The organism is Lysobacter sp. A289 (genome assembly GCF_054072675.1).
This window is the reverse complement of the sequence record NZ_JBSVRN010000001.1, coordinates 501,676-527,117: the sequence shown is the minus strand read 5'-3', so window position 1 is coordinate 527,117 and position 25,442 is coordinate 501,676. Positions and strand designations below refer to the sequence as shown.

General features: G+C 64.6%; 21 protein-coding genes and 1 tRNA gene. 6 read left to right on the top strand and 16 right to left on the bottom strand.

Annotated elements, in window-relative coordinates; all coding sequences use genetic code 11:
• Positions 1-44: 44 nt before the first annotated feature.
• The 9 genes from hisIE to ACW5DN_RS02465 form a co-directional block, all read right to left on the bottom strand.
• Positions 45-650: a bifunctional phosphoribosyl-AMP cyclohydrolase/phosphoribosyl-ATP diphosphatase HisIE gene (hisIE, locus tag ACW5DN_RS02505; RefSeq protein WP_456961181.1), complete on the bottom strand. Its 606-nt coding sequence runs from the start codon at positions 648-650 to the stop codon at positions 45-47.
• On the bottom strand, positions 637-1,416 hold the full coding sequence (gene hisF, locus ACW5DN_RS02500; RefSeq protein WP_456961180.1) for an imidazole glycerol phosphate synthase subunit HisF: 780 nt from the start codon (positions 1,414-1,416) through the stop codon (positions 637-639). The genes hisIE and hisF overlap by 14 nt, the downstream gene beginning before the upstream one ends.
• The gene (hisA, locus tag ACW5DN_RS02495; RefSeq protein ID WP_456961179.1) at positions 1,410-2,216 is read right to left on the bottom strand and encodes a 1-(5-phosphoribosyl)-5-[(5-phosphoribosylamino)methylideneamino]imidazole-4-carboxamide isomerase; all 807 of its coding nucleotides are present in this window, start codon (positions 2,214-2,216) and stop codon (positions 1,410-1,412) included. Before hisA ends, hisF begins: the two co-directional genes overlap by 7 nt.
• Entirely contained in the window at positions 2,216-2,818 is a 603-nt protein-coding gene (hisH, locus tag ACW5DN_RS02490) for an imidazole glycerol phosphate synthase subunit HisH (protein ID WP_456961178.1), read from the bottom strand. Before hisH ends, hisA begins: the two co-directional genes overlap by 1 nt.
• Complete coding sequence (gene hisB / locus ACW5DN_RS02485; protein ID WP_456962936.1) at positions 2,815-3,888, bottom strand: bifunctional histidinol-phosphatase/imidazoleglycerol-phosphate dehydratase HisB; 1,074 nt, start codon at positions 3,886-3,888, stop codon at positions 2,815-2,817. The genes hisH and hisB overlap by 4 nt, the downstream gene beginning before the upstream one ends.
• 5 nt (positions 3,889-3,893) lie before the next feature.
• Positions 3,894-4,994, bottom strand: coding sequence for a histidinol-phosphate transaminase (gene hisC, locus ACW5DN_RS02480; RefSeq protein WP_456961177.1), 1,101 nt, complete (start codon positions 4,992-4,994; stop codon positions 3,894-3,896).
• Positions 4,991-6,316 (bottom strand): histidinol dehydrogenase, encoded by a 1,326-nt coding sequence (hisD, locus tag ACW5DN_RS02475; protein ID WP_456961176.1) that lies wholly within the window; start codon positions 6,314-6,316, stop codon positions 4,991-4,993. Before hisD ends, hisC begins: the two co-directional genes overlap by 4 nt.
• Entirely contained in the window at positions 6,313-7,224 is a 912-nt protein-coding gene (hisG, locus tag ACW5DN_RS02470; RefSeq protein ID WP_456961175.1) for an ATP phosphoribosyltransferase, read from the bottom strand. Before hisG ends, hisD begins: the two co-directional genes overlap by 4 nt.
• 85 nt (positions 7,225-7,309) lie before the next feature.
• The gene (locus ACW5DN_RS02465; protein WP_456961174.1) at positions 7,310-7,621 is read right to left on the bottom strand and encodes a YerC/YecD family TrpR-related protein; all 312 of its coding nucleotides are present in this window, start codon (positions 7,619-7,621) and stop codon (positions 7,310-7,312) included.
• Positions 7,622-7,787: 166 nt separating this feature from the next.
• On the opposite strand from ACW5DN_RS02465, the gene ACW5DN_RS02460 reads away from it, so the two are divergent.
• Positions 7,788-9,650 (top strand): sensor domain-containing diguanylate cyclase, encoded by a 1,863-nt coding sequence (locus ACW5DN_RS02460; RefSeq protein WP_456961173.1) that lies wholly within the window; start codon positions 7,788-7,790, stop codon positions 9,648-9,650.
• Positions 9,651-9,789: 139 nt separating this feature from the next.
• Here ACW5DN_RS02460 and ACW5DN_RS02455 read toward each other — a convergent pair whose 3' ends face one another.
• Positions 9,790-11,679: an HAL/PAL/TAL family ammonia-lyase gene (locus tag ACW5DN_RS02455; RefSeq protein WP_456961172.1), complete on the bottom strand. Its 1,890-nt coding sequence runs from the start codon at positions 11,677-11,679 to the stop codon at positions 9,790-9,792.
• Positions 11,676-13,049, bottom strand: a complete 1,374-nt coding sequence (gene hisS / locus ACW5DN_RS02450) for a histidine--tRNA ligase (protein WP_456961171.1) — start codon at positions 13,047-13,049, stop codon at positions 11,676-11,678. Before hisS ends, ACW5DN_RS02455 begins: the two co-directional genes overlap by 4 nt.
• 132 nt (positions 13,050-13,181) lie before the next feature.
• On the opposite strand from hisS, the gene ACW5DN_RS02445 reads away from it, so the two are divergent.
• From ACW5DN_RS02445 to pgaD, 5 genes are all read left to right on the top strand, one after another.
• Positions 13,182-13,258, top strand: a tRNA-Pro gene (locus ACW5DN_RS02445).
• Positions 13,259-13,444: 186 nt separating this feature from the next.
• Entirely contained in the window at positions 13,445-15,505 is a 2,061-nt protein-coding gene (gene pgaA / locus ACW5DN_RS02440) for a poly-beta-1,6 N-acetyl-D-glucosamine export porin PgaA (RefSeq protein WP_456961170.1), read from the top strand.
• 13 nt (positions 15,506-15,518) lie between these two features.
• Positions 15,519-17,375: a poly-beta-1,6-N-acetyl-D-glucosamine N-deacetylase PgaB gene (gene pgaB / locus ACW5DN_RS02435; protein WP_456961169.1), complete on the top strand. Its 1,857-nt coding sequence runs from the start codon at positions 15,519-15,521 to the stop codon at positions 17,373-17,375.
• Between the two features lie 8 nt (positions 17,376-17,383).
• Positions 17,384-18,631, top strand: a complete 1,248-nt coding sequence (pgaC, locus tag ACW5DN_RS02430; RefSeq protein WP_456961168.1) for a poly-beta-1,6-N-acetyl-D-glucosamine synthase — start codon at positions 17,384-17,386, stop codon at positions 18,629-18,631.
• On the top strand, positions 18,628-19,143 hold the full coding sequence (pgaD, locus tag ACW5DN_RS02425) for a poly-beta-1,6-N-acetyl-D-glucosamine biosynthesis protein PgaD (RefSeq protein ID WP_456961167.1): 516 nt from the start codon (positions 18,628-18,630) through the stop codon (positions 19,141-19,143). The genes pgaC and pgaD overlap by 4 nt, the downstream gene beginning before the upstream one ends.
• A 66-nt stretch (positions 19,144-19,209) precedes the next feature.
• Here the strand turns inward: pgaD and ACW5DN_RS02420 are convergent, their stop codons facing one another.
• The 5 genes from ACW5DN_RS02420 to argC all read right to left on the bottom strand — a co-directional run bounded on the left by ACW5DN_RS02420 (position 19,210) and on the right by argC (position 25,442).
• The gene (locus tag ACW5DN_RS02420; protein ID WP_456961166.1) at positions 19,210-20,256 is read right to left on the bottom strand and encodes a YeiH family protein; all 1,047 of its coding nucleotides are present in this window, start codon (positions 20,254-20,256) and stop codon (positions 19,210-19,212) included.
• A gap of 91 nt (positions 20,257-20,347) precedes the next feature.
• A complete protein-coding gene (locus ACW5DN_RS02415; protein WP_456961165.1) occupies positions 20,348-21,637 on the bottom strand; it encodes a glutamate-5-semialdehyde dehydrogenase in 1,290 nt (429 codons plus the stop codon).
• Between the two features lie 31 nt (positions 21,638-21,668).
• Positions 21,669-22,820: a glutamate 5-kinase gene (proB, locus tag ACW5DN_RS02410; protein WP_456961164.1), complete on the bottom strand. Its 1,152-nt coding sequence runs from the start codon at positions 22,818-22,820 to the stop codon at positions 21,669-21,671.
• 340 nt (positions 22,821-23,160) lie between these two features.
• Positions 23,161-24,450, bottom strand: a complete 1,290-nt coding sequence (gene argH / locus ACW5DN_RS02405) for an argininosuccinate lyase (protein WP_456961163.1) — start codon at positions 24,448-24,450, stop codon at positions 23,161-23,163.
• On the bottom strand, positions 24,447-25,442 hold the full coding sequence (gene argC / locus ACW5DN_RS02400) for an N-acetyl-gamma-glutamyl-phosphate reductase (protein ID WP_456961162.1): 996 nt from the start codon (positions 25,440-25,442) through the stop codon (positions 24,447-24,449). Before argC ends, argH begins: the two co-directional genes overlap by 4 nt.

Genomic DNA, 25,442 nt, shown 5'->3' with positions numbered 1-25,442 from the left:
GCCTAGCAGCGCGGTGGAATGAGCCACGTCAGTCGCGCCGTTCATCAAGGTTTGTGGCGGGCGCGCAGAACATCCACGGCGTCGCTTAGCGAAAGGCCGCGCGCGCGCAGCAACACCTGCAGGTGAAAAATCAGGTCGGCGGCCTCACCGACCAAGGCGGCGTCATCCTGGGCAACGGCCGCCAGTGCAGTTTCCACGCCCTCCTCGCCGACCTTCTGGGCGATCCGACGCAGGCCCGATTCAAACAAGCCGGTGGTGTAACTGGTCTCCGGACGCTCGCGCTCACGCTGCTTGATCAGCTGATCGAGATCGATCAGGAAATCACCGGGGGCGTCCGGGAAGCAACTACTCCTGTCCAGATGGCAGGTGGGGCCTTGCGGGTGGGCTTGCACCAGCAAGGTGTCAGCATCGCAATCGGTCTGGATCGAGACCACTTCCAGAAAATGCCCGGAGGTCTCGCCTTTCAACCACGCCTTTTGCCGGCTACGACTGAAAAAATTCACCTTGCCGGTGTCATACGTCGCCCGCAACGCGGCGCGATCCATGTAGCCAAGCATCAGCACACGCAGATTGGACGCATCCTGCACTACTACCGGCAATAAACCGCTGCGCTCGTCCCAGGCCAAGGAGTCGGGATCAACTTCGGTCATGACGAACCTCGATATCCTGTGATTGCAGGTACTGCTTCAGCGCGGGAATCTCGACTGAGCCGGAATGAAACACGCTCGCGGCCAGCGCGCCGTCCACGTCCGCCTGATGAAATACCGCCGCAAAATGCTCACTCGTCCCAGCGCCACCAGAAGCGATCAGCGGTACGCGACAAACCTCGCGAACGGCGCGTAGTTGCTCGATGTCGTACCCCTCGCGCACGCCATCACTGCCCATGCAATTGAGGACGATCTCGCCCGCGCCCAGACGCTGCGCCTCGACCACCCAATCCAGCGTGGGCATCGGCAGAGCCTCGGTACGTGCAACGTCGCCGGTGAACTGGCGCACGCGCCACTGGCCATCGGCGTCCAGCAAGCTGTCGATGCCGACCACCACGCATTGCACCCCGAAGGCGTCGGCGAGTTCGGACACCAGTCCAGGCCGCTGCAATGCCGGGGTATTGATCGAAATCTTGTCCGCCCCCGCATGCAGCACCACGCGCGCATCGGCGACGCTGCGGATGCCGCCGGCGACACAGAACGGAATGTCGATCACCCGTGCGACACGCTCTACCCACGTGCAATCCACGCTACGTCCTTGCGGACTGGCCGTGATGTCGTAGAACACCAGTTCGTCCGCACCCTGATCACGGTAGTACTGCGCCAGATCGACGATATCGCCCATGTCGACGTGGTCACGGAAACGCACGCCCTTGACCACGCGGCCATCGCGAACATCCAGGCAGGCAATGATGCGACGGCTCAGCACCCGCGTTGCTCCGCGAGCGTATCGGCCAGCGCCAGGCGTCCATCCAGCAGCGCCTTGCCAAGGATCACGCCGGCGCAGCCCGCCTCGCGTGCAGCGGCGATGTCGGCGACATCACGGATGCCGCCTGATGCCTGCAACTGCACGCCGGGAGCCAGCGCGCGGATGTGGCGGTACAGGTCCAGGTTGGGGCCACCGAGCATGCCGTCGCGATCGATATCCGTGCACAACAAATGCCTCAGGCCGGCATCGTCGTAACGCCGCAGTAAAGGTTCCAGTTGCGCGCCGCTGTCCTGTGTCCAACCGGCCGTCGGCAATTGCCAACGGCCGTCGGCAGTCTGGCGTGCATCCAGCGCCACCGTCACCCGCTCGTTGCCGAACCGCTGCAGCCAGCCAATCACCAGTTCTGGCTCGCGTACCGCCAACGAACCGATCACCACCCGGTCGGCACCGGCAGCAAGGATGGCCTCGACATCACCCTGGTTACGTACGCCGCCGCCGGTTTGTATCCGCAACCCTGTTTCGAACTTCAGTGTTCGTAACAACGGGAGCAAGGTGTAGCCGCCGGCCCTTGCTGCGTCTAGGTCGACCAAATGCAGCCAGGCCGCACCGGCTTCGGCATAGCGGTCGGCCACGACCAGCGGAAGCCCCGCATAGCGCGTCTCTTGCGCGTAGTCGCCTTGTCGGAGGCGCACCACATGGCCATTGCGCACATCGATGGCGGGATAGACGAGAAACGCCGCGGCACCCGCGTTGGGATCCGGTGTGGCGTTGGCAGACAGGAAGGGGTTTGCGTGGTTCATCACGATGACATCGCCAGGAAGTTGGCCAGTAGGCGCGCGCCGACCGCCGCGGATCGCTCGGGGTGGAACTGCACGCCGTGGCGGTTGCCACTGCGCACCACGGCCGAGAATTCCTGGCCGTTACGGCTGCTCGCCAAGGTGGCGTTGCCAAGCGGCGCGGCATAGCTGTGCACGAAATACACCTGGGCACCGTCATCGATGCCCGCCAGCAGAGGTTCCTCTCGTCGGATCTGAAGGCGATTCCATCCCATGTGGGGTACCCGGCGCACGAGGTTGTCCGGGGTCAGCTTGGCGATGCGGCCCGGAATCAGCCCCAGGCATTCCACCTCGCCTTCTTCGGATGAGTCGTACAGCAACTGCATCCCCAGGCAGATGCCCAGCAGCGGTTGCCGCAGGTCACGCAGCACCTCCACCAGACCCAGCTCACGCAGTCGCGCCATGCCGCCAGCCGCGGCGCCAACGCCGGGCAAGATCACCCGCTCGGCCGATGCGATGTCCTCGGCGCGGGAGGTGACCTGTACCTGTGTGCCCAATCGCTCCAACGCGTAACGTACCGACCCCAGATTGGCACCACCGGCATCGATCAGTACCACCTTGCTCACAGCAGACCCTTGGTGCTGGGCAGCTCGCTGCCTTCGCGCTTGATTGCCTGGCGCAGCGCGCGTGCGACGACCTTGAAACAGGCCTCGACCTTGTGGTGATCGTTGTCGCCACGCACCTGCAGGTTGAGGTTGAGTCCTGCGCTTTCACACAACGATCGGAAAAAATGCGCCACCAACTCGGTCGGCATATCGCCGATGCGCTCACGCTGGAATTCGCCATCAAAGACCAGGTAGGGACGCCCGGAAAAATCCAGTGCCGCCGTCGCCAGCGCCTCGTCCATCGGCAGGGTGAATCCGTAACGGCCGATCCCGCGTTTGTTGCCCAACGCCTCGCGCAATGCCTGGCCGAGCGCCAGCGCGCTGTCTTCGATGGTGTGGTGCTCATCGATATGCAGGTCGCCATCACAGTGCAGGCTCAGGGCAAAGCCCCCGTGCTTGCCGATCTGTTCCAGCATGTGGTCGAAGAATCCCAGTCCGGTAGCGATGTCCGGCTCGGCAATGCGATCCAGATCGACCTCGACGCGGATGCGGGTCTCCCGGGTGTTGCGCTCCACGCTCGCCGTGCGCGGCGCATCGGCAAGTACATGCGCAATTGCCGGCCAGTCCCAATCGCCGCCGAATTGCGGGGTGCGCAACTGGAACGCGCGAACACCCAGGGTGCGTGCGAAGCCATTGTCGGTCTCGCGGTCGCCGACCATCGCCGAGCGCGACCAGTCGATGCTGCGATCTTTCAGATAATGCAGCGCCAGACCAATGCCCGGCTTTCGCGTAGGCGCGTTGTCGGATGGCAGACTGGTGTCGATCAGCACTTCGCGGAAGCTCACGCCCTGGCTCTCCAGCACCTGCATCATCAGCTCGTGCGGGCCGTCGAAATCCGCCTGCGGGAAGGCCGGCGTGCCCAGTCCGTCCTGATTGGTCACCATCACCAACTGGTAGCCGGCGTCGCTCAGCTTCAGCAGCGCCGGGATCACACCGGGGATGAAGCGCAGCTTGTCGAGACGATCAAGCTGGAAGTCTTCCGGCTCCTCCACCAAGGTGCCATCGCGATCAATGAACAGGATCGGCGTCAACACGCTCATGCGCCCGCCTCCAGCGAGTTGATCGCGTCGATGACACGGGTGTTCTGTGCGTGGCTGCCGACGGTGATTCGCAAGGCGTCCTCCAGTCCTGGTGTCGCGCGCTGGTCGCGCACGACAATGCCGGCCGCAAGCAGTCGCTCAAAGGCGGCTTGGGCATCGTTGAACCGCACCAGCAGGAAGTTGGAACGGGACGGATAGACCCCGCGAACTTCGGTCGCGGCCTGCAGTGCGGCAAACAGTCGTTCGCGCTCGCCGATCACACTCACCACACAGGCGTCGGTCGCCGCGCATGCCGGTGACTCCAGCGCGCGACAGGCCAGGTCGATGCACGGAGAGGGCAATGGGTACGGTGCCTGGCAGCGCTGCAGGACGGTGATCAGTGCGGCATCGGCGATCACGCTGCCAATGCGTGCGCCGGCCAGGGCATGCGCCTTGGACAAGGTCCGCAGCACCGCGATGTTGCGTCGTCGGGCGAGCAGCGACATCGCCGACGGCGCTTGGGTGAACTCACCGTAGGCTTCATCGACAACCACCAGCGCGCGGCCTTCAAGGGTGCGGGCCAATGTTTCGACGGCATCCAGCGGCAACCGGTTGCCGGTCGGATTCCCGGGTGAGCACAGGAACACCAGTTTGACCGCTTGTGCCTGGGCCGCTTGCGCGATCGCCTCGAAATCACAGGCGAAACCGTCCGCACCATCGATCAGCGGCACCTTGACTACCCGGGTGCCATGCAAGCGTGCACACACCGCGTACATGCCGAAGGTCGGTGGCGTGACCAGCACCGTATCGCCGCCAGGCCGGCACAAGGCACGTACGAGCAGATCGATGGCCTCGTCGCTGCCTCGGCCCACCAGTAGCTGCGATGGGGCACATCCATACCGCTGTGCCAGCGCGGCGCGCAATCGGTTGGGCTGTGGATCGGGATAGCGGCGCAGCGTGTCTCCCCCATCGACCACATTCGGCCACGGCGATTCGTTCGCGTTGAGCCAGACATCACCATCCAGTGCTGCCGTGCGAGCCGAGGAGTAACCGGAAAAGTCCGTCAGGTCACTGCGTACCAGCGCGAGTGGATCGGAAGGCATCGTTACGGTGCTCATGCCACGTCCAACCGTCGCGTCACCGCCAAGCGATGCGCATCCAGGCCTTCGGCGCGGGCCAGCTCCACCGCACACGGGCCGATGGCACGGAGGCCTTGCTGGTCGACCTCCTGCACGGTGATCGCCACCTGAAAGCTGGCGACATTGAGGCCGCCGACGAAGCGCGCCGCGCCACTGGTCGGAAGTACATGGTTGGTCCCACTGCAATAGTCGCCCAGCGCCTCGGGTGCCCAGTCGCCCAGGAATACCGAGCCGGCGGCTTGCACCCGAGGCAACCAGGCGCGCGCGTCGCGCAATGCCAGAATCAAGTGCTCCGGTGCGTAGTCATTGCTGATCGAAAATGCCTCGTCCAGTGCCTCCACATGGATCATGCGTGCGCCCTGCAACGCACGACGGGCGATGTCTGCGCGGGGCAAGTCGGCCAGCTGGAGCTTGATTTGGGCGGCGACGCGGTTGATCAAGTCGGCATCGTCGCTGATCAGGATCACTTGCGAGTCCGGCCCATGCTCGGCCTGCGACAACAGGTCGGCGGCGACGAACACCGGGTTGGCACCGGCGTCGGCGATCACCAACACCTCGGACGGGCCGGCCGGCATGTCGATCCCGACGCCGCCCTCCAACCGGGCCACCTGGCGCTTTGCTTCGGTCACGAAGGCATTGCCGGGGCCGAACAACTTGTCACATGGCGGCACGCTGTCGGTGCCCAACGCCATCGCCGCGATCGCCTGCGCGCCGCCGATCTTGAATACCTTGCGCACCCCGCAGCGTGCTGCGGCCACCAATACCGCCGGATCGACGCTGCCATCGGCTCGCGGAGGCGTGCACAACACCACGTCCCGACAACCCGCAAGCCGCGCCGGAATGCCGAGCATCAATGCGGTTGATGGCAATGGCGCCGACCCCGCCGGCACATACAAGCCAACCCGTCGGATCGGTCGCAACACCCGCTCGCAGCGCACGCCCGGTGCCGTCGCCACGGAGTATGGCGAAGTCATACCGGCGGCATGGAACTGTTCGATACGACCGGCGGCCTCGTCGATCGCCGCGCCCAAGGCGGGCGATATGGCGGTTTCGGCGGCAGAGAACTCGGCCTCGGTCACGGCAAAATCATCCAGCACCACACCATCGAAGCGTGCCGTCAATGCACGTAGCGCGACATCGCCACGCGTGCGGACATCCTCGATCAGCGCTGACACCACCTCGGCGGTTTCAGCGCCGCTGACCTGCGCCGGCCGCCGCAATGCCTGGTGACGCTCGGCCGGACCCAGCTCGCCCCATCGCAACGTGCTCGATTGCACGCGGCCACTGTCCACCACGCTCATGTCAGCATGCCCTCCACCGGCAGCACCATCAGTCCGCAGGCACCGGCACGCTTGAGCTCCTCCAGCCGTTGCCAGGTCAACGCGCCGTGGCATAACGCCTGCAACGCGAGATGGTCGGCGCCATCCACCTGCATCACCGTCGGCGACTCGGCATCGGGCAACAGCGGCAGCAACCCCGGCAGCAACTCCCGCGAGGTCTGGAACAGCAACAGCTTGCTGTGGCGGATGCGTAGTGCGCCATCCAGCCGGCGTAGCAGCAGCTCGACCAACTCGCCGCGCGCTGCGTCCAACTCGTGGACAGGACCGGCCAGCACGGCCTCGCTTTCAAACAAGGTCACCACCGGCTTGAGCTGGTTCGCCGCGAGGGTTGCGCCGCTGGATACCAGATCGCAGATCGCGTCCGCCTGACCCAGCCGCGGCGCGATCTCGACCGAGCCGGACAGCAATGCGACCTGCGCATCCACGCCTTCGCGCGTCAGCCATTGTCCCAGCAGCGCCGGGTAGCTGGTGGCGATACGCTTGCCGGACAGCTGCGCCGGGGACTGCCATTCCCAGCCTTCCGGGACCGCCAGCGCCAGCCGGCAAGCACCGAAACCCAAAGCGCGCCATTCGCGAAATGCCGAGGCACGACCGGCGCAGATCCGCGCGCCATCCTGCTCGGCCAACACGTTGCGGCCAACGATGCCGAGGTCGCACACACCGTCCGCAATCAAGCCCGGGATGTCGTCGTCGCGTACCAGCAACAGATCGACCGGCAAGCTCTCGCCATAGCAAAACAGGCGATCACGACTCTCGCGCCAACTCATGCCACATGAAGCGAGCAGCGCTCGTGCGGGTTCGGCTAGGCGGCCGTTTTTCTGGATCGCGATACGCAAGCGGTCGCGGATGGTGGGATTGGGGGGATTCATCAAGGAGTCCAACAAAAGTGATTGCACGTACACGGCCTGAGCGGCTCTGAGCCGCAGGCGCGGTCCATCAGCAGGCGTGGTCGTGTCAGGCGGTGCCGGTATCGGTACGTCGAATGGCAGCGGCGTACCCGCCTGCGCCGTATTCGATCGTTCGCGCAACGCGGCCAATGGTGGTCACGCTGACCTGAGTGCGTTCGTGGATTTCACGGTAGGGAATCCGTTGCAACAACAACGGCACCACCAGCCAGCGGTCAGTCATGGCTTCCAACTCGGCAGGCGTGCACAGATCCAACAGAAATGCCCGAACCTCGGCAGGACCGCGCAAGGCGGAAAACGCTGATGCCAAGGGATCCAACTCGTCGGGTGCATCCTCGGTTTCCGCAATGCGGCGCTTCATCTATCTTGTACCAATGTATTAACGTGCTAGTACGTTAATACGACACAGTCTATCCGTCAACCAAAATAGAGCGCTACGATACGGGCCACCGTCCACGCGCTAGGCTGTCTTGGCGACAGCTGCCACAAAACGCGAAGGCGGGGCAGTGTTTCCGCGGGGGCCAACGATGAAGTGGAACCGGATGGGGATCGGCTATGGATTGCTGCTCTGGTTGGTATTCGCCGGCCAGTGCGCTCACGCTTTTTCCGCCACGCCCGCCGATGCCGCCATACCCACCCTCGAGCTGGACGCCCAGGTTTCCCGGCTGGAGCTGGCGCCATACATCGGCTACTACCACGACACTTCCGGTGAGGCCGATCTTGCCGAGGCTCGTGACATGTTGCGGGACGGACGTTTCGCACCGCTGCCAGACGGTAATACGACGTTCGGCTTCCAGCCCGGCGCCTATTGGTTCCATGCCCGGATCAGCAACAACAATCCGCTCGAGCCGCGCTGGTTGCTGGTACAGAAATATGCCCTCAGCGACCACGTCGACGTGTATACGGTGCATGCCGACGGGCGTGTAGACCATCACGCCGGTGGGGACTGGCTGCCGTTCGATGCGCGCAGCATCCGCTACCGGATGCCCAATTCCTGGATCCACATGGCCGACGGCCAGCCGGTCGACCTGCTGGTGCGGGTGAGCAGCCAAAGCTCGATGCAGGTGCCGTTGTGGCTTTATACCCCGGCCGCTTTTGCCGAAGCCTCACGCGACGGCCAGTTCGGGATCGGGCTCTACTACGGCATCCTGCTGGCGTTGTTCGTCTACAACCTGGTGCTGTGGCTGCGGCTGCTTGACTCGGGCTACTTCTGGTACCTGCTGCATATCTCGGCGTTTGGGCTGGTCCTGTTTACCCTCAACGGACTGGGCTTCGAGTACCTGTGGCCCGACTCGCTCTGGCTGGCCGACAAGTCGGTACCGCTGTCCATCTGCCTGGCACAAATCGGCATGCAGCAATTCGCGCGGCACTTCCTGGAGCTGCGGCAACGGTGGCGGTTCGGCGACTACATCGGTTTGGCGATGATCGGGTTTTTCGTCCTGCTCGGGATCGCCTCGTTGTGGCTGCCCTACCGCATTGCCACCCCGCTGGCGTCGGCCTCGGTGTTCATCAGTATTGGCTGGATCGCCGTCGAGTCGATCGTGGTCATGCGCACTGGCTACAAGCCGGCGCGGTTGTTCCTGCTGGCATGGGCGTTGTTCCTGCTCGGCACTGCCATGTTCGCAGCGGTGGCATTTGGGCTGTTACCGAAGAACTTCTTCACCGAATACGGCGTGCAGATCGGATCGGCCAGCGAAATGCTGCTGTTGTCGATCGCGCTGGGTTACCGGTACGCCGTGCTGCGCACCGAAAACGAGCGCATCGTGCGCGAGGCAGGCCAGGAGCTGGAACAGACTGTCAGGCGCCGTACCACCGAGTTGCGCAACGCCTTGAGTCAATTGGGCGATGCGCATGCACGCCTGCGCGAGACCAGCCAGCGCGACGGACTGACCGGGCTGCACACCCGCGCCTATTTCATCGAGCGGTTCCAGCACTTGATGCTTGAATCCCATCACCAGCGCCAGCCGCTATCGCTGCTGCTGATGGACCTGGACCTGTTCAAGCACATCAACGATAACCATGGGCACCTGGTCGGCGACGAATGCCTGCGCTGGACCGCCCGCACGATCGGGCAAACCCTTCGGCCCCATGGTGCGTTGCTGGCGAGGTTCGGAGGGGAGGAGTTCGTGGTGGGATTGCCGGGGCTGAGCCTGCAGGACGCCATCGTCATCGCAGAAGAGATTCGCCAGAACCTGCGTGATGCCTCCTGCTTGAATGAAGGCCAGAAGATTCGCCTGACCGTCAGCATTGGCGTCCACCAGTTGGAACTGGATGGCGGCACGAGTATCTCCCCCGCCCTGAAGCGTGCGGATGAAGCACTTTACCGGGCCAAGGGCGATGGCCGTGATTGCGTGCGCTGGCGATCTTCCCCGCTGGCGACGGTGGACTGAGCCACCGCCACCGCATATCCCAGGGAATGCCTGGACAATTGTCGTCATCCCACAACAAACCGTCATCCGACAATAAGCCGTCATCCCCGCGAAGGCGGGGATCCATGGACGCTAAGCCGCTGAACTGATCCGACCTTCCCTAGAGCATGCGCGCCGCCGTCAGCACGTCGCCATCGACGACCAGCTGAACGGCTGCAGCCACATCACCGTCCAGCGCCCGGTCACGTTCCAGGAACGGAATGCGTGCGCGAATTGCCGCATGCGCTGCCGCCACCGCGTTGCCGGGGCGGAACGCTTCGGCCTCGACCAACTGCACGCGTAGCGCCTCAACCTCGGCGATGAAGCTGGCCTGGTCGCTGCCATCGTTGCGCGGCCCGCCCTGGATCTTGGTTGCCAGCGCGGTGGCGTCGCCGCGGCGCGCCAACTCGCAGGCGGCGTTGATCATGCCCAAGCGCAGGTCCAGCGCCTGCGCGGCGGTGAACAGCTCCAACCCGAGCACCTTGCCCAGGTCGTCCGCCATCGCCAGCACATGACGCGCCTCGTTGGCGCCCATCGAGACATGGTCCTCGGCGTTGGCGCTGGTCGGTATCGAGTACACCGACGCCGGCATGGCGCGGCTGGTCAGGTCATTGACGATCGCCGCGGCGGTGTACTGGACAATCATGAAGCCAGACTCGGTTGCATCCTCGTTGCCGATCAGGAAGCCCGGCAGGCCGTCGTTGGTGGCCGGATCGACCAGCTTGTTGAGGCGGCGCTCTGAAATGCTCGCCAACACCGGGATGGATGCCTTCACATAGCTCATCACCAGCGCCAGCGGCATGCCGTGGAAGTGCCCGGCAGAGATCACCTGTTGCTCGACGTGCTCCGCCTTCGCATCCGGGAACACGATCGGGTTGTCGGTCAATGCATTGAGTTCGATCTCCAGCACCCGCGCAGCTTGCGCGACCGCATCGCGCACCGCGCCGTGCACCTGCGGGATGCAACGCAAGGAATAGCTGTCCTGCGGCTGGTGCTTCTTGCCGCCGCGGAACGGACGGAACCGGGTGTAGAACTTTTCCCTGCCGTGGCGCTGATCCAGCGGCACCCAATCCCAGCCAATATCGAAACGCAGTGCCTGCGCGTCAGGCGTGTCCCAAGCGCGCGGCGACCACGGTTTGAACCGCGGCACCAGATGATACGGAATATCGGCCAGGGTCGAGCCATCCAGCAGCCGGCGCAAATGGGCCGCGACCTCGACCTGCCCCGGATGCGGACGCAAGGCGTGGACTTCTTCGGCGAAGGCGCCCAGGCGTCCCGCAAACGCATCGATCGTCATCGCCGCGGCGAGGTCGGCGGTGTCCAGCAGGTCTTCCAGCTTCGACAGCGCGAGCACGCCGCACGCCAGCATCTGCGCGGTGCCGTTGTTGAGCGCCAGACCTTCCTTGTAGGACAGCGTGACCGGCTCAAGGCCAGCGCGCTCCAGTGCGTCCGCGCCGCCGACGCGCTCGCCCTGATAGAACGCCTCACCGCCGCCCAGCAGCACGATGGCCAGATGGGACAACGGCGCCAGGTCACCCGAGGCACCCACCGAGCCCAATTGCGGCACCACCGGAACGATGCCGGCATTGAGCATCGACACCAGCGCCTGCAAGGTCTGCACCCGGATACCCGAATGCCCGCGCATCAACGTGTTGATGCGGATGCACAGCATTGCGCGCACGACTTCCGGCGCGAACGGCTCGCCCACGCAGACGGCATGGGTGACGATCAGATTGCGCTGCAGTTCCGCATGCAGCGTCTCGCCGGTCGGCTCCTCGCCGGGCAATGCCTCGCGCACCCGGTGCGCGCCCAACAAGCGGTCGGCGTTGCTGCCGAACCCTGTGGAAACGCCATAGATCGGCTCCTCCCGACGCACCTGCTCGGCCAGGAAGTCGGCCGCGCGGGCCACCGCGGGCAACTGCTCCGCGGCCAGTTCGACCTGCGCACCATGGGCGACGGCAACCAGTCCGGCACGTGTCAGCGAACGGCCATCCAGGCATACCGGCTTCATGGCTTCACCTCCGGTTGCGCCAGTTCGACCCGAAGCGTGCGGGCCAGATCCGTGCGCGCCACCTCGAACTGGTCGGCGCGCCGCAGGTCCTTGATCGTCACGGTGTCCTTGGCGATCTCGTCCGCGCCCAACACCACCACGAAACGGATGCCGGACCGATCCGCGTACTTGAACTGCTTTGCCAGCTTCGACGATTCCATCACCACCTCGGTATTGAGCCCCGCCTGTCGCAACTCGTGGGCCACTGCCAGGCAATGCGGCAACGAGTCCGCGTCCATCTGGGTTACCAGCACCTGCACCGTGCTGGCCGCACTGTCGACAAGACCCGCATCACGCAATTGCCAGAACAGCCGGGTCAGGCCGATCGAGATCCCCACGCCCGGCAACTTCGACTTGCTGTATTGACTGGCGAGGTTGTCGTAACGCCCGCCCGAGCAGATCGAGCCGATCTGCGGATAATCATCCAGCGTCGTCTCGTACACGGTGCCGGTGTAGTAATCCAGCCCGCGCGCAATCGAGAAGTTCAGCGCGTAATCGGATTCGGGCACGCCCATCGCGCGAACCAGCCCGAGCACCTCGCGCAACTCCTCACGACCTTCGCGCAGCGAGTCATTGCCCTCGCCCAATGCGTCCAGCTGCGCCAGCGCATCGGCATGGGAAGTCGAGCGCACCTTGACGAAATCCAGGATCGTATCGACCGCCTCCGTAGACAGGCCAAAACCCTCGCCCGTCAGCGTCTCGCGCACATGATCCGGACCACGTTTGTCGAGCTTGTCGACCTCGCGCAGCACCCGCGCCTGCAGCTCGCCATCGGCCACGCCCTGTGCCTCGAAAAAGCCGCGCATCAACTTGCGGTTGTTGAGCTGGATGGTGAACTTGCCGATCGCCAACGCCGAGAACACCGCGTGGATCACCGCCGGCATCTCCGCGTCGAAACGCACGCTCAGCGTGTCCTTGCCGATTACGTCGATATCGCACTGGTAGAACTCGCGGAAGCGTCCACGCTGGGCGCGCTCACCGCGGTAGACCCGCTGCATCTGGTAACGCCGGAACGGGAAAGCCAGGTCGTGCTCGTGCTCAGCGACATAGCGTGCCAGCGGCACGGTCAGGTCGAAGCGCAGCGCCATCTCGGGCAAGCTCCCGGCGTTCTTCTCCAGCGAACCGGTCGATTGCACGAAGTACACCTGCCGTTCGGTTTCGCCGCCCGACTTGGTCAGCAGCACCTCCGACAGTTCCATCACCGGCGTCTCCACCGGCAGGAAGCCAAATCGCTCGAAATTGCGGCGGATCGTGTCCAGCATGCGCTGGAAGGCGATCTGGTCGGGGGGCAACAGCTCCATGACCCCGGGCGGCGTGCGCGGCTTGATCAAGCAAGACTCCTGGTGACGACGGTCGTGAAAAGTTCGGCTCACAGTTTAGCGGCCCGGCTCTCTTTCCGCCCGCAGCGGTACTTGCCCCTTGCGTACTACCGGCCGCGGTCCTACAATTTGCGGCTCTGCAGTCGGGGTGTAGCTCAGCCTGGTAGAGCGCTACGTTCGGGACGTAGAAGTCGCAGGTTCGAATCCTGTCTCCCCGACCAATCAGATCAATGTCTTGGGCCACCCTCGCCGGGTGGCCTTTTTCGTTGCGAGTGCGCCGCGTGGCGTGCCGGTTCGCAGGGCGACACCGGTAAGTTGGCATGTATTTTGCATAATCATTCCTGAATTACTGGGACGTCCATCACACTATCAAGATGGGCGATTGCGCACCAGAACACGGAATGTCCATGCCCAACGCGAAATATCTGTCGCTGCTTATCGCTTTTGCCGTTGTAGGCTCGCTCCACGCCTCCCCGCAAAGCGCATCCGTCGCTCCTGCCGCGGGCGCCAGCCTGTCGCAGATTGATGCGATGCGCTCCCGGGGTCACTGGCTCGGTGCCTTGTCACTGATTGAAAGCGGCCTCGCCCTGCAGCCGGACTCCCCGGCACTGATCCGCCTGAAGGCCTTGAGTCTTCTGGATCTTGGCAGCAGTCACCGCGCCTGGATGGTGTATCGCAACCATCCGGCACTGTTCGACGCCGATCAGATCACCCGTCTGGAATCCGCACAGTTGGCACGACTGATCGTCTGGGGCGGCCTGTATGCAGAGTCCACCAAAGCGCGTGCGCAGGAAATGCAGTTGGCCGAGGACGCCATGCGGGCCCGCATCCGCCAGCAGGACGGGGACGACCTGGTGGGCAGCGACCTGCGTACGCGTCTGGACCAGGTTGTGCTGTACAACCAGTTGGAGCAACACGCAGACGCGGTCGCTGCCTACCAGGCCCTGGTCGCGGAACAGGCGCAGGTGCCCCCTTATGTACTGCTGAGCGCGGGCGAATCACTACTGGCCGAACGCCAGCCGGAGCAGGCCGCCGTGCTGCTGGAACAGGCACTTGCCGCGCTGCCCGGTGAGCATGACGCCAAGCTGCTGCTGGCCTACGCGTACTCCGAGAGCGAACACTTCGACCGGGCCATTGCCTACCTGGAGCAGCAACTGGCTGACGAGCCGGCCTGGCAGCGGGTGGCGGACGCCAAGCTCAGCCACCCCAACTGGCGCCACTACGATTTCGACACCAACCTGGCATTGATCCGCCTGTACGGACACGACACCGAAGGTGCGCAGGAACGGCTGGAAAAGTTGGCCAGGATCGGGCCCAACAATGCGGGCCTGCAATCCAGCCTGGGCGCGGTGTACCAGCAGCGCGGATGGCCGGAACGCGCCCTCGAGCGTTTCCGCATTTCCGACACTCTGGACCCGAACCACATCGGTGCGCAGCTTGGCCAGATCGGCAGCCTGCTCGACCTGCAGCGAGTCGACCTGGCGCGGCCACTGCACACCCGGCTTCTCGACACCCATCCCCTGAATGTCCAGGTCATGCAGATGCAACGGGACTGGGACAACCACCTGGGCTGGCAGTGGCAACTGGGTCTCGCCAGCGGCCGCAGCGACAGTCGCAACAATGGCGCTGCCACCGCATCGCCGCTGGGAAGCCGGGGCGGCGAGTACCGCTTCGCCATCCAGAGCCCGTTGCTGGCCGATCGCTGGCGCCTGACCGCGCAGGCACGGGACGCCTGGGCGGACTACCAAGGCGAGCGAGTGCACGATCGCCGGACCGGCGTCGGCGTGGCCTACGCCTTCGACCGGCTGCAGGCGACGGCCGGAGTCAACCGGGCCAACGACACCTGGGTTCACGACCGCACCGGTTATCACGTCGATGCCGGATGGCGCTTCAGCGACACGTGGGCCGCCAATGCGGGCTGGAGCGGGAACACGCCGGATGCCTCCTTGCAGGCACGTCGAGCCGGTATCGGTGCCGATGCACTGAGCCTGGGGGTCAGTTGGGTGCCTTCGGAACAGGCACGCATGGATCTGTCCGCGCAACAGCTGCGATACGAGGACGGCAACCGGCGTGATGCGCTATCGGTCGACGCTGAGCGGCGCTTGTTGACGCAACCCCACCTTCTGCTGGATGGATTGCTGAGCGCCTACACCAGCCGCGGCAGCCTTGACGACGTGCCCTATTTCAATCCGGCACGCGATGCCTCGTTGCGCCTGGGCGCGCGGCTGGATCACCTGACCTGGCGTCGCTACAACCACCACTTCCGCCAACGCGTCACCGCCAGCGTCGGCCCGTATTGGCAGCGAGACCATTCCAGTGCGTGGGTACCGGAGCTGCGCTACGAGCACGAGTGGCGGTTCGGTACCGGTCGCTCGCTGCAATACGGCATCGGCTGGTCGCGACCGGTCTACGACGGGGTGCGCGAAGAGCACCTCGGCTTCGATCTCGCGTTCGGCTGGGGGGAATGACATGGAACGTACGATGACGAAGCTGCTTTCACTATTGGCGCTGGTACTCGCCCTGCTGGCCGCACCGGCCGCGCAGGCCGCCAACCTGCTGGTGCTGAGTTACCACGACATCCGCGACGATGTCGCCCGCAAAGGCGACCCCGACGCGTATGCCGTCAGCACGCAGAACTTTGCCGCCCATCTGGACTGGCTGGCCGGCCACGATTACCAGCCGGTGTCGCTCGACGACGTCATCGCCGCTTCCCGCGGCGAACGACAGCTGCCGGACAAGCCGGTACTGCTGACGTTCGACGACGGTCTTCGCAGCGTCTACACCAAGGCGTTCCCGCTGCTGCGCGCCTACGGCTATCCGGCACTCGTCGCGGTGGTCACGGGCTGGGTCGACCTTCCGGAAGGACAGCAAGTCGACTACGGCCCGCGCCCGTTCACCCGCGACGACTTCCTGACCTGGGCGCAATTGCGCGAAATGCAGGCCTCGGGCCTGGTCGATGTCGCCTCGCACAGTCACGACCTGCATCACGGCGTGAATGCCAATCCGCAGGGTAATTCCACCCCGGCGGCAGTCACCCGCATCTTCGACCCCGGACTTGCCCGCTACGAGAATGCCGGTGAGTACCTGGCACGGATCCGCAGCGACCTGGACACCAGCGCGGGCATTATCCACCGCGAAATCGGCCAGCCGCCGCGCGCGATGGTCTGGCCCTACGCCGCCTACAACAGCCAGACCAACCGCGTCGCCGACGAGCTGGGCATGACGGTGACCTTCGATCTGGAAGGCCGCAACCAGGTGCTCACGGCCGACCTGCACGGCCTCGCCCGCCTGCTGTTGTTCGGCAACCCGACCATCAACGAGTTGGTCTACGAACTGCGCCACGACGAGGAATTGGAGGGCATACGCGCCCTGCAGATCGACCTGGACTACGTCTACGACGCGGACCCGGTGCAATCGGCGCGCAACCTCGATCTGCTGATCGAACGGGTCAAGCAGATCGGGCCGAGCCATGTGTTCCTGCAGGCGTTCGCCGACCCCGACGGCAACGGCTCGGCGGATGCCCTGTACTTCCCCAACCGCCACCTGCCGGTGCGCGCGGATCTGTTCAACCGCGTCGCTTGGCAACTCAAGAGCCGGGCCGAAGTGAAGGTGTTCGCATGGTTGCCGGTGCTGGGCTACGAGCTGGCCGACCCGGTATTGCGACAGGCCCTGGCCATCCGCAGCAGCAACCCGGCGGAAACCTTCCGTCTGGATCCGTTCCAACCCGAGACCCGCCGCATCGTCTCCGAGATCTACGAGGATCTCGCAGCCAACAGCTACATCGAGGGACTGCTGTTCCACGACGACGCGCTGCTGCGTGAGGACGAGCTGAGTGACACCGCACCGGACGATCCCGCCGCACGCACCCGGGCGCTGATCGATTTCACCCATGAGCTGCGTCGGGCGGCCGGCACCTGGCGTCCAAAACTGACCACCGTCCGCAACCTGTTTGCGCAGCCGGTATTGCAGCCGCACAGCGAAGCCTGGTTTGCCCAGAACCTGGAGGCGTTCAACCGTGCCTACGACTACACCGCGCTGATGGCAATGCCCTGGATGGAAGGCAGCACCCGCCCGCAGGCCTGGATGGATCGTTTGGTCGAACGCGTGGCGCAATCGCCTGACGGCATGAGCCACACGGTATTCGAGTTGCAGACCGTGGACTGGCGCACCCGCCAGCCCGTTCCAGCGGTGCAACTGAAGGCACAGGCCCGACGACTGCTGGCCCAGGGCGCACGTCATATCGCCTGGTACCCCGACAATTTCATCGACGACGTGCCACCGCTGGACGATGCACGCGAAGCCATTTCCGCGCGCTCATACCCGTACCTGGAGCAGTAGGCACGATCATGGACAACCTCTTGAAATGGCTGTTTGGCTACGCCTTCTACTACCCGATGGTGATGTCGTTCTTCTGGGTTTCCGGTGGTCTTTACTACTACTGGCGACGGGAGCGGAAACAACGCGAGCGAACCGATCCACCGCCGCTGGAAAACGTGCCGTTCGCCTCCATCCTGATCCCCTGCCACAACGAGGAGGCGCAGTTGGATGAAACCTTCGCTGCCGCCCTCGCCCAGCGCTATCCGGCGTTCGAAGTCATCGCGATCAATGACGGCAGCAGCGATGGCACCGCAGCCAAGCTCGATGCACTGGCGCTGCAACACGAGCGACTGCGCGTGATCCACCTGGATCGCAACCTGGGCAAGGCCAACGCCCTGCGCATGGGCGCGCTGGCGGCGCGCTCGGAGTACCTGATCTGCATCGACGGCGACGCTTTGCTGGATGAGTACGCCACGCACTGGATGGTCTGGCACCTCACCTCCGGGCCACGGGTCGGCGCGGTCACCGGCAACCCACGCATCCGCAACCGCTCGACGCTGCTGGGCAAGCTGCAGGTCGGCGAGTTCTCCTCGATCATCGGCATGATCAAGCGCGCCCAACGCGTGTATGGCCGCCTGTTCACGGTCTCCGGCGTCATCAGCGGGTTCCGCCGCACCGCGCTGCACCGGATCGGTTACTGGGCCGACAATATCGTGACCGAGGACATCGACATCAGCTGGCGGTTGCAGATCGACCACTGGGACATCCGCTACGAACCCAACGCACTGTGTTTCATCCTGATGCCCGAAACCCTGAAGGGATTGTGGTGCCAGCGCCTGCGATGGGCGCAGGGCGGTGCGGAAGTGATGCTCCAGCACAGCAAGAGGCTGTTTTCCTGGCGAAAACGACGCATGTGGGGCGTACTGCTGGAGTACCTGCTGAGCGTCGCCTGGGCCTATACGATGCTGCTGATCATCGTGTTGTGGGTACTGCGCTACTTCATCGTCCTGCCGCCCGCGCTGCATATCAGCACGCTCCTGCCCACGTGGCATGGCGTGATCCTGGCGATGGTGTGCCTGCTGCAGTTCGCCGCCAGCATCGTCATCGACCGCCATTACGAGACCCGCGTGGGCCGCAACTACTACTGGATGATCTGGTACCCGCTGGTGTACTGGCTGGTCGGCCTGACCACCACCGTCACCGCACTGCCCAAGGCACTACTCAAACGACGCAACACCCGGGCCACCTGGGTGAGTCCTGACCGGGGTCTGCGATGAAATACGACTCACTACTGATCGAGAATCCGCATTCGCAACCCCGTGCCCAGCGCGCGGCATGGAGCATGGTCACCGCCGTGTTCTGGCTGGTCTACCTGTACCTGTGGATGCCGCTGGCCACACTGGTCCTGTGGTTTCTCGGCGTGCGCCTGGCCGTGTTCGAGCTGTACCTCAGCAAGCACCAGGTCGAGCCATTCCTGCTGTTGCTGCTGCCGCTGCTGGCGCTGACCGCCGCCGCCATGCTGATCAGTTGGGGGGAGTTCAACCGCTGGCGCTTCCGGGGAAAGGACAAGCGCGAGGGAATGGCCAACATCAGTCACCGGGAGGTCGCACAGGCATTCGGTGCGACTGCCGAACTGGCGACAACGCTGCAGGGTGGCAAGGTCGTCATGCTGACGATGGACGAGACCGCCACGCCCCGCATGGCCACGGTCACCGCCTTGCCGATTGGCAGGGCGTTCGAGCCTGTCGACAAACCGCAGGGGCACAAGCCGGCCGAAGTGATGCCCTGACGGTGGCTGAAATGAAATGGCCGCAGGCGACACGCGCGGTGCAGCCGGCATCTGCAAGCGTCGTGGTCACCAGCTACCGATAACCTGCTGCGTGGCCAGGCTGGACAGCGCGACGGCGACCCAGACCCCGAACCCCAGGCCTATCGGTCGCCAGCCGGTGGCCGCCATGCGGCGCAGGTTGGCCGACAGGCCGATGGCGGTCAGCGCGATGATGATCAGGAACTCGGCGCCGTCATGGATCGCCGGCTGCCACGCTTCAGGAATCCACCCCATCGTGCGCACGGCCGACGCCACCATGAACCACACGATGAACCAGGGAATCACCTTTCGCAGGTCGAAGTCGCCGCCGCCCTGCTGCTTGTGGCGCCATGCCTCGATTGCCGCCAATACCACGCACAGCGGAATGATCAGGGTGGCCCGGGTCAGCTTGACGATGGTTGCGTAGTCGCCCGCCACCTGGCCGTAGCTATAGCCGGCGGCAACCACCGACGAGGTGTCGTTGATCGCGGTCCCGGCCCACAGGCCAAACCCCTCCGGACTCATCTGCATCCAGTGTCCCAACGCGGGAAACACCAGCACGGCCACCAGGTTGAACAGGAAGATGGTGGAGATGGCGAACGCGGTTTCGTGCTCGTCGGCCTTGATGATCGGCGTCACCGCGGCGATCGCCGAACCACCGCAGATCGCGGTGCCGGCACCGATCAACATCTTCAGCTTCGATGGAATGCCCAGCAGCCGGCCCAGCAGCAGCGCCGAGACGAAAGCCGCGATGACACTGACAACGGTGACCGACAGCGACTCCATCCCGGTCTGCGCCACTTGGGTAAGGCTCAAGCCAAGCCCGAGCGCGACAATCGACCACTGCAGGATCTTCTTGCCGGCAAACCGGATGCCGGGCTGGCAGGCGGCCGGCGGTGGCGCACCCAGGTTGCTCACCATCACGCCCAGGATGATGCCGAATACCGGCCCGCCCACCAGCGGCAGCCATTGGCCCAGGCCAAACGCAACCACGGATATCACCACCGACAGCAACAAGCCCGGCCACAGGCCCGTGGCCGGTGGCGGAGCAGCATTGGTGGCGATGTTGTCGGAGCTGGCGGCTTGGGTGGTCATGGTTGTCCTGACAGTGGATCCGAATCAAACCGCGTCAGGATAACCAGTAGACCGATATAAGCCTATTTGAAACCACTCCTTTGCTGGGGTGCTACGCAGCAACCTTGGGTACATCCTCGTGGCGAGTCTGGCCATCGCCGCGGACGACATAGCGTTCGATCGTCAGCGATTCCAGCCCCATCGGCCCGTAGGAATGCAGCCGGGTGGTGGAGATGCCGATCTCGGCACCCAGGCCCAACGCACCACCATCGTTGAAGCGCGATGACGCATTGACCACTACCGCCGAGCTGCGGATCTCGCGGACGAAGCGATCGCACGCCGCAGCATCGGTGCTGACGATGACCTCGGTATGGTCGGACGTGTGGCGCTGGATGTGGGCGATCGCCTCGTCGATGGAGTCCACCACCCGCACACTCAGGATGGGCGACAGGTACTCGGCGTCGTAATCCTCCGGCGTCGCAGCCACGGCATCCGGGAACAGGGCGCGGGTTCGCTCGCAACCCCGGATCTCCGCGCCACGGGCGGTCAACTCTGCCAACGCACCGGGCAGCCATTTTTCGGCGATATCGGCGTGAACCAGCATCGTCTCCAGTGCATTGCAGACGCCGGGGCGCGAAAGCTTGCCGTCGATCGCCAACTTCACGGCCAGGTCCAGATCCGCGGCGCGATCCACATACAGGTGGCACACGCCCTTGTAATGCTTGATCACCGGAACCCGGGCGTTCTCGGCCACGAAGCGGATCAGCTTCTCGCCGCCACGTGGAATCGCCAGGTCAATCAGATCGCTGAGCTGCAGCAGTTCCAGCACGTGCTCGCGGGCCGTGTCCTCGACCAGCGCCACCGCTTCGGCCGGCAGGCCTTGCTGGCGCAGCGCGCGGTGCAGGCAGGCGGCAATGGCGATATTGCTGTCGCGCGCCTCCGAGCCGCCACGCAGCAGCACCGCGTTGCCCGCGCGCAGGCACAGGGCCGCGGCATCGGCGGTCACGTTTGGACGCGCTTCGTAGATCATCGCGATCAGCCCCAGCGGGATGCGCACCTTTTCGACCAGCAGACCGTTCGGGCGGGTTTCGCTGCGAGTCACCTGGCCAACTGGATCGGGCAGCTGGGCGATCTCGCGGATCGCGGTGACGATGCCGGCGATACGCTCGTCATCCAGGCGCAGGCGATCCAGCATCGCACCGGTAGTCCCGGCCGCTTCGGCGCGCTGCATATCCGCGCGGTTGGCCTTGAGGATGTCATCGCTGCCGGCCGCAACCGCGTCGGCCATGGCGTCCATCAATGCCACCCGTTGGGCGGAATCGAGGCTGGCAATGACCTGGGAGGCGGCGCGTGCGCGCTCGGCTAGTTTGCGGACATATCCATTCGTGACTGTTCCACTCATGACTGTTCCACTCATAACGTTACTCCTTGAATTATTCACAGGTTCCGACCGCCGCGGCGGCGCTCAACAGCACCAGATCGTCGCGGCGGATGACCGAATGGCCGTTATTGAAGCCCAGCATCGGCTCGATATCGCGGCTGTGATGCCCGGCGATGCGCTCCAGGTCGCTGGATTGGTACTGGACAAGTCCGCGCGCCAGGCGGCGTTGGCCGGTCGCGGGCAACACATCGACCATCGCCGAACGCGAAAAATCGCCTTCAACCGCCACTACTCCACCGGGCAGCAACGAAGCGCCGTTCTTCGACAGCGCCTGGACGGCACCGGCGTCTACCCGCACCACGCCGCCACTGGGCGGAGTGTGTCGCAGCCACATCTTGCGTGCGACCAGTCGATCGCCATGGGCCGGGATGAAAGTGCCGTGCAGGCGGTCTTCGCCGAGCGCCGAAATGGTCTGGGCATCGTGGCCGCAGAACAGCGCGGTCGCGATACCCGCAGCGGCGGTCTTGGTCGCCGCTTCCAGCTTGGTGTACATGCCACCGGTGCCCAGCAAACCCGCCCCACCCTGGGCCATGCGCATGATGTCGGGCGTGATTTCCTCGATCCGCGGTACCGGGCGCGCACTCGCGTCTTCGCCTGGATGCGCGGTGTAGAGACCGCCGGTATCGGTGGCGATCAACAGGATGTCGGCCTCGACCAGGGTCGCCACCACGGCGGCCAGGTTGTCGTTGTCGCCCAGTTTCAGCTCGTCGATGGCAACGGTGTCGTTCTCGTTGACGATCGGCAGCGCGCCGATGCGCAACAGCTCGCGCAACGTGGCCTGGGCATTGAGGTAACGGCGTCGGTTGCACAAGTCGTCGTGGCTGAGCAGCACCTGGGCAACGGGCTGCTCGACCAGGCCTTGCCACAACGCCAGCATCGGGGTCTGCCCGATCGCCGCCAATGCCTGGCGCTGGGTCACGCCCATGCCGTGGTTGGCCAGCAAGCCACGGCCGGCGGAGACGGCACCGGACGAGACCAGAAGCACCTCGCGTCCCTGGTCACGAAAGCGGGCAATCAATCCGGCCAGTGCGGCGGCGTTGCGCTTGCCCAGCCCGCCCTTGCCATCGGTCAGGAGACTGCTGCCGACCTTGATCACGGCGCGCTGCCAGGGTGGTAGTGGTTGTTCGGGAAATATGGAAGTCATCGTTCTGGGTGGCTCTCCAATGGAATGTTCGCGAGTTGGCGATGGACGCGACAGCGCGGCTGGCTTCAACATCGCCAGACAGCAAGGCATCGACGAATCAAGCGCTTCCCGCAATCATCCGACCCGTGTGGAACGGGTACTGCCTGCATTGGGGAGCAGCTCTGCGGAAGGCAACCCTGCGGTGCCATCGCCCCCGACCAGCGGGCCGGGGAAGAAATGCGGATCCGAACATCGGAACGTCGTGGTGACGCCGGAAAACCGGATCCGCTAAGCTGAGAAGCCTAACACTTCCGCCACGCCGACCCCAGCCGGCGGTTCATCGTGGAGTGGGACACGCTCACTACGGCAGTTGTTGCAACCGCTCTTGCAGCAGTTGCAAACGCAGGTCGCCAGCAGCACCGGGCGACACGCGGGCCGCGAGGCTCGCGTCCGGATCGCCGTGAACCCAGCGAGTCGGATCGGCTGCCTGCTGGTAGGCATTGCGGAACGGCACGCCGTCGCGCGCCAGTTCGACCGCCAGATCGGTCGCGTACATCGACGGCTCCAATGCTGTGCGCATGGCGCCTGGTTTCCACTCCAGGTTACGCAGCAGGTCAGGCAGCAATTCCAGCGCCCCCAGGCCACGGCCAAACGCATGGAAGATCGCACCCTTGGTGAACTGCAGGTCACGGTGGTAACCCGACGGCAGCGACAGCAGCTGTTCGACCTCGGTTCGCCCGGCCGCAACGCTGGCGTAGCTGGCGCGCATCAACTCGATGACGTCCGGGTTGCGCTTGTTCGGCATGATCGAACTGCCGGTCGTGTACTGCGCCGGCAGCGCGACGAAGCCGAATTCGGCACTGGTGAACAGGCTCAGGTCCCAGGCCAGCCGACGCAGGTCGAGCATCGCCGAACCGAGCGCTTCGATCGCCGCCATCTCGAACTTGCCGCGCGAGAGTTGGGCGTAGGTGGCCGACAGTTGCATCCGGCCGAAACCGAGCGCCTGGGTGGTGTGCTCGCGTGCGAGCGGCAGGTTGACGCCATAACCTGCGGCGCTGCCGAGCGGATTGGCATCGACCCAGGCCAAGGTGTCGCGCGCGCGCGTCGCGTCATCGATGAAGCCCTCGGCCCACGCCGACCACCACATCCCGACCGACGACACCACTGCGCGTTGCAGGTGGGTGTAGCCAGGCAGTGGCAACGAGGCCTCGGCCTCGGCTCGGGCGAGCGCGACCTCGGCGCTTTCACGGCACAGCGCACTCAACTTGAATAGCCGATCCTTCAGCCACAGACGGGTCGCGACCAATACCTGGTCATTGCGGGAACGGCCGGTGTGGATCTTGCGGCCGGCATCCCCAAGCCGTTCTATCAGGCGCGCCTCGATCGCGGAATGACCGTCCTCGTAGTTGGCGTCGAGCACGAACCCGCCGCCCTCGAAATCCTTAGCCAGCACATCAAGTTCGCGGATGATCCCGGCCAGTTCTTCCGCGTCGAGGATCCCGATCTGCTGCAGGCCTTCGGCATGCGCGACGCTGGCCTGGATATCGAACCCGAAGAACTCGCGGTCGAGAATAACGTCGTCGCCGGCGCAGAACTGCTGGATGCGCGCGTCGACCTTGACGCCGGGCTTTTGCCAGAGGAGGTCAGTCATGATGTCGTTACCGTAGATGGAAGGGATCCTGCCGGAATTCCGCTCAACTCGGGCAAGCCGAACGCCCGGTTGAGGTTCTGCAGCGCCTGCGTCGCAGCGCCCTTGAGCAGGTTGTCTTCGGTCGCGACCACCACCAGCCGTCGCCCATCGTCGGACAGGGTAAACCCGCCCACTTCCACATGATGCGCGCCGGCGATCGCGCTTACCCACGGTGCTTCGTCGAGCACGCGCACCAGCGGTTCATTGGCATAGCGCTCGCGGTAGCGCTCGATCACTTCATCGCGATCGAACGCCTGTGCCAAATGCAGGTTGGCGGTGATCGTGATGCCGCGGAAATGAGGCGCCACGTGCGGCATGAACTCGATCGGATGACCGAGGCGAACCGCCACCTCGCGCTCGTGCACATGACCTGTCAGCGCGTACGGCATCAGGTTGTCGCGTAGTTTCTGCGGATCATTCTTGTCCGATGGCGTGGTACCTGCACCGGAATAGCCGGAGACACCGAAGCACTGCACAGGCCCGTCCAGGACGTCGAGCATCGGCGCGATCGCCAACTGCATCGCGGTGGCGTAACAGCCCGGGTTGCTGATTCGACGTTGGCCTTGGTAGCCATCGCGGGTCAGCTCGGGCAAACCGTAGTACCAACTGTTGTCAAAGCGATAGTCCGCTGACAGATCAATGATCACCGGGCCAGCCGCCGCATCGCCGGCCGCCTTGTCGAAAGCCTCGACGCATGACGCGGCCTTGCCATTGGGTAGCGCCAGCACCACGGCGTCAGCACCCAATGTCGGCAGCTGCTCGAAACTCGGCGCACTGAAGCGAAGATCGCCGGTGTAGGTATCGCCATGGTCAGCAACACGCTGACCATCAAGTCCGCGCGAGCACACAAAGGCCAGTTCGAACCGCGGGTGCACGGCGACCAGCCGGATCAGTTCGACGCCGACGTGGCCACGCGCACCGACGATACCAATCTTGATGGATGGTTCAGTCAT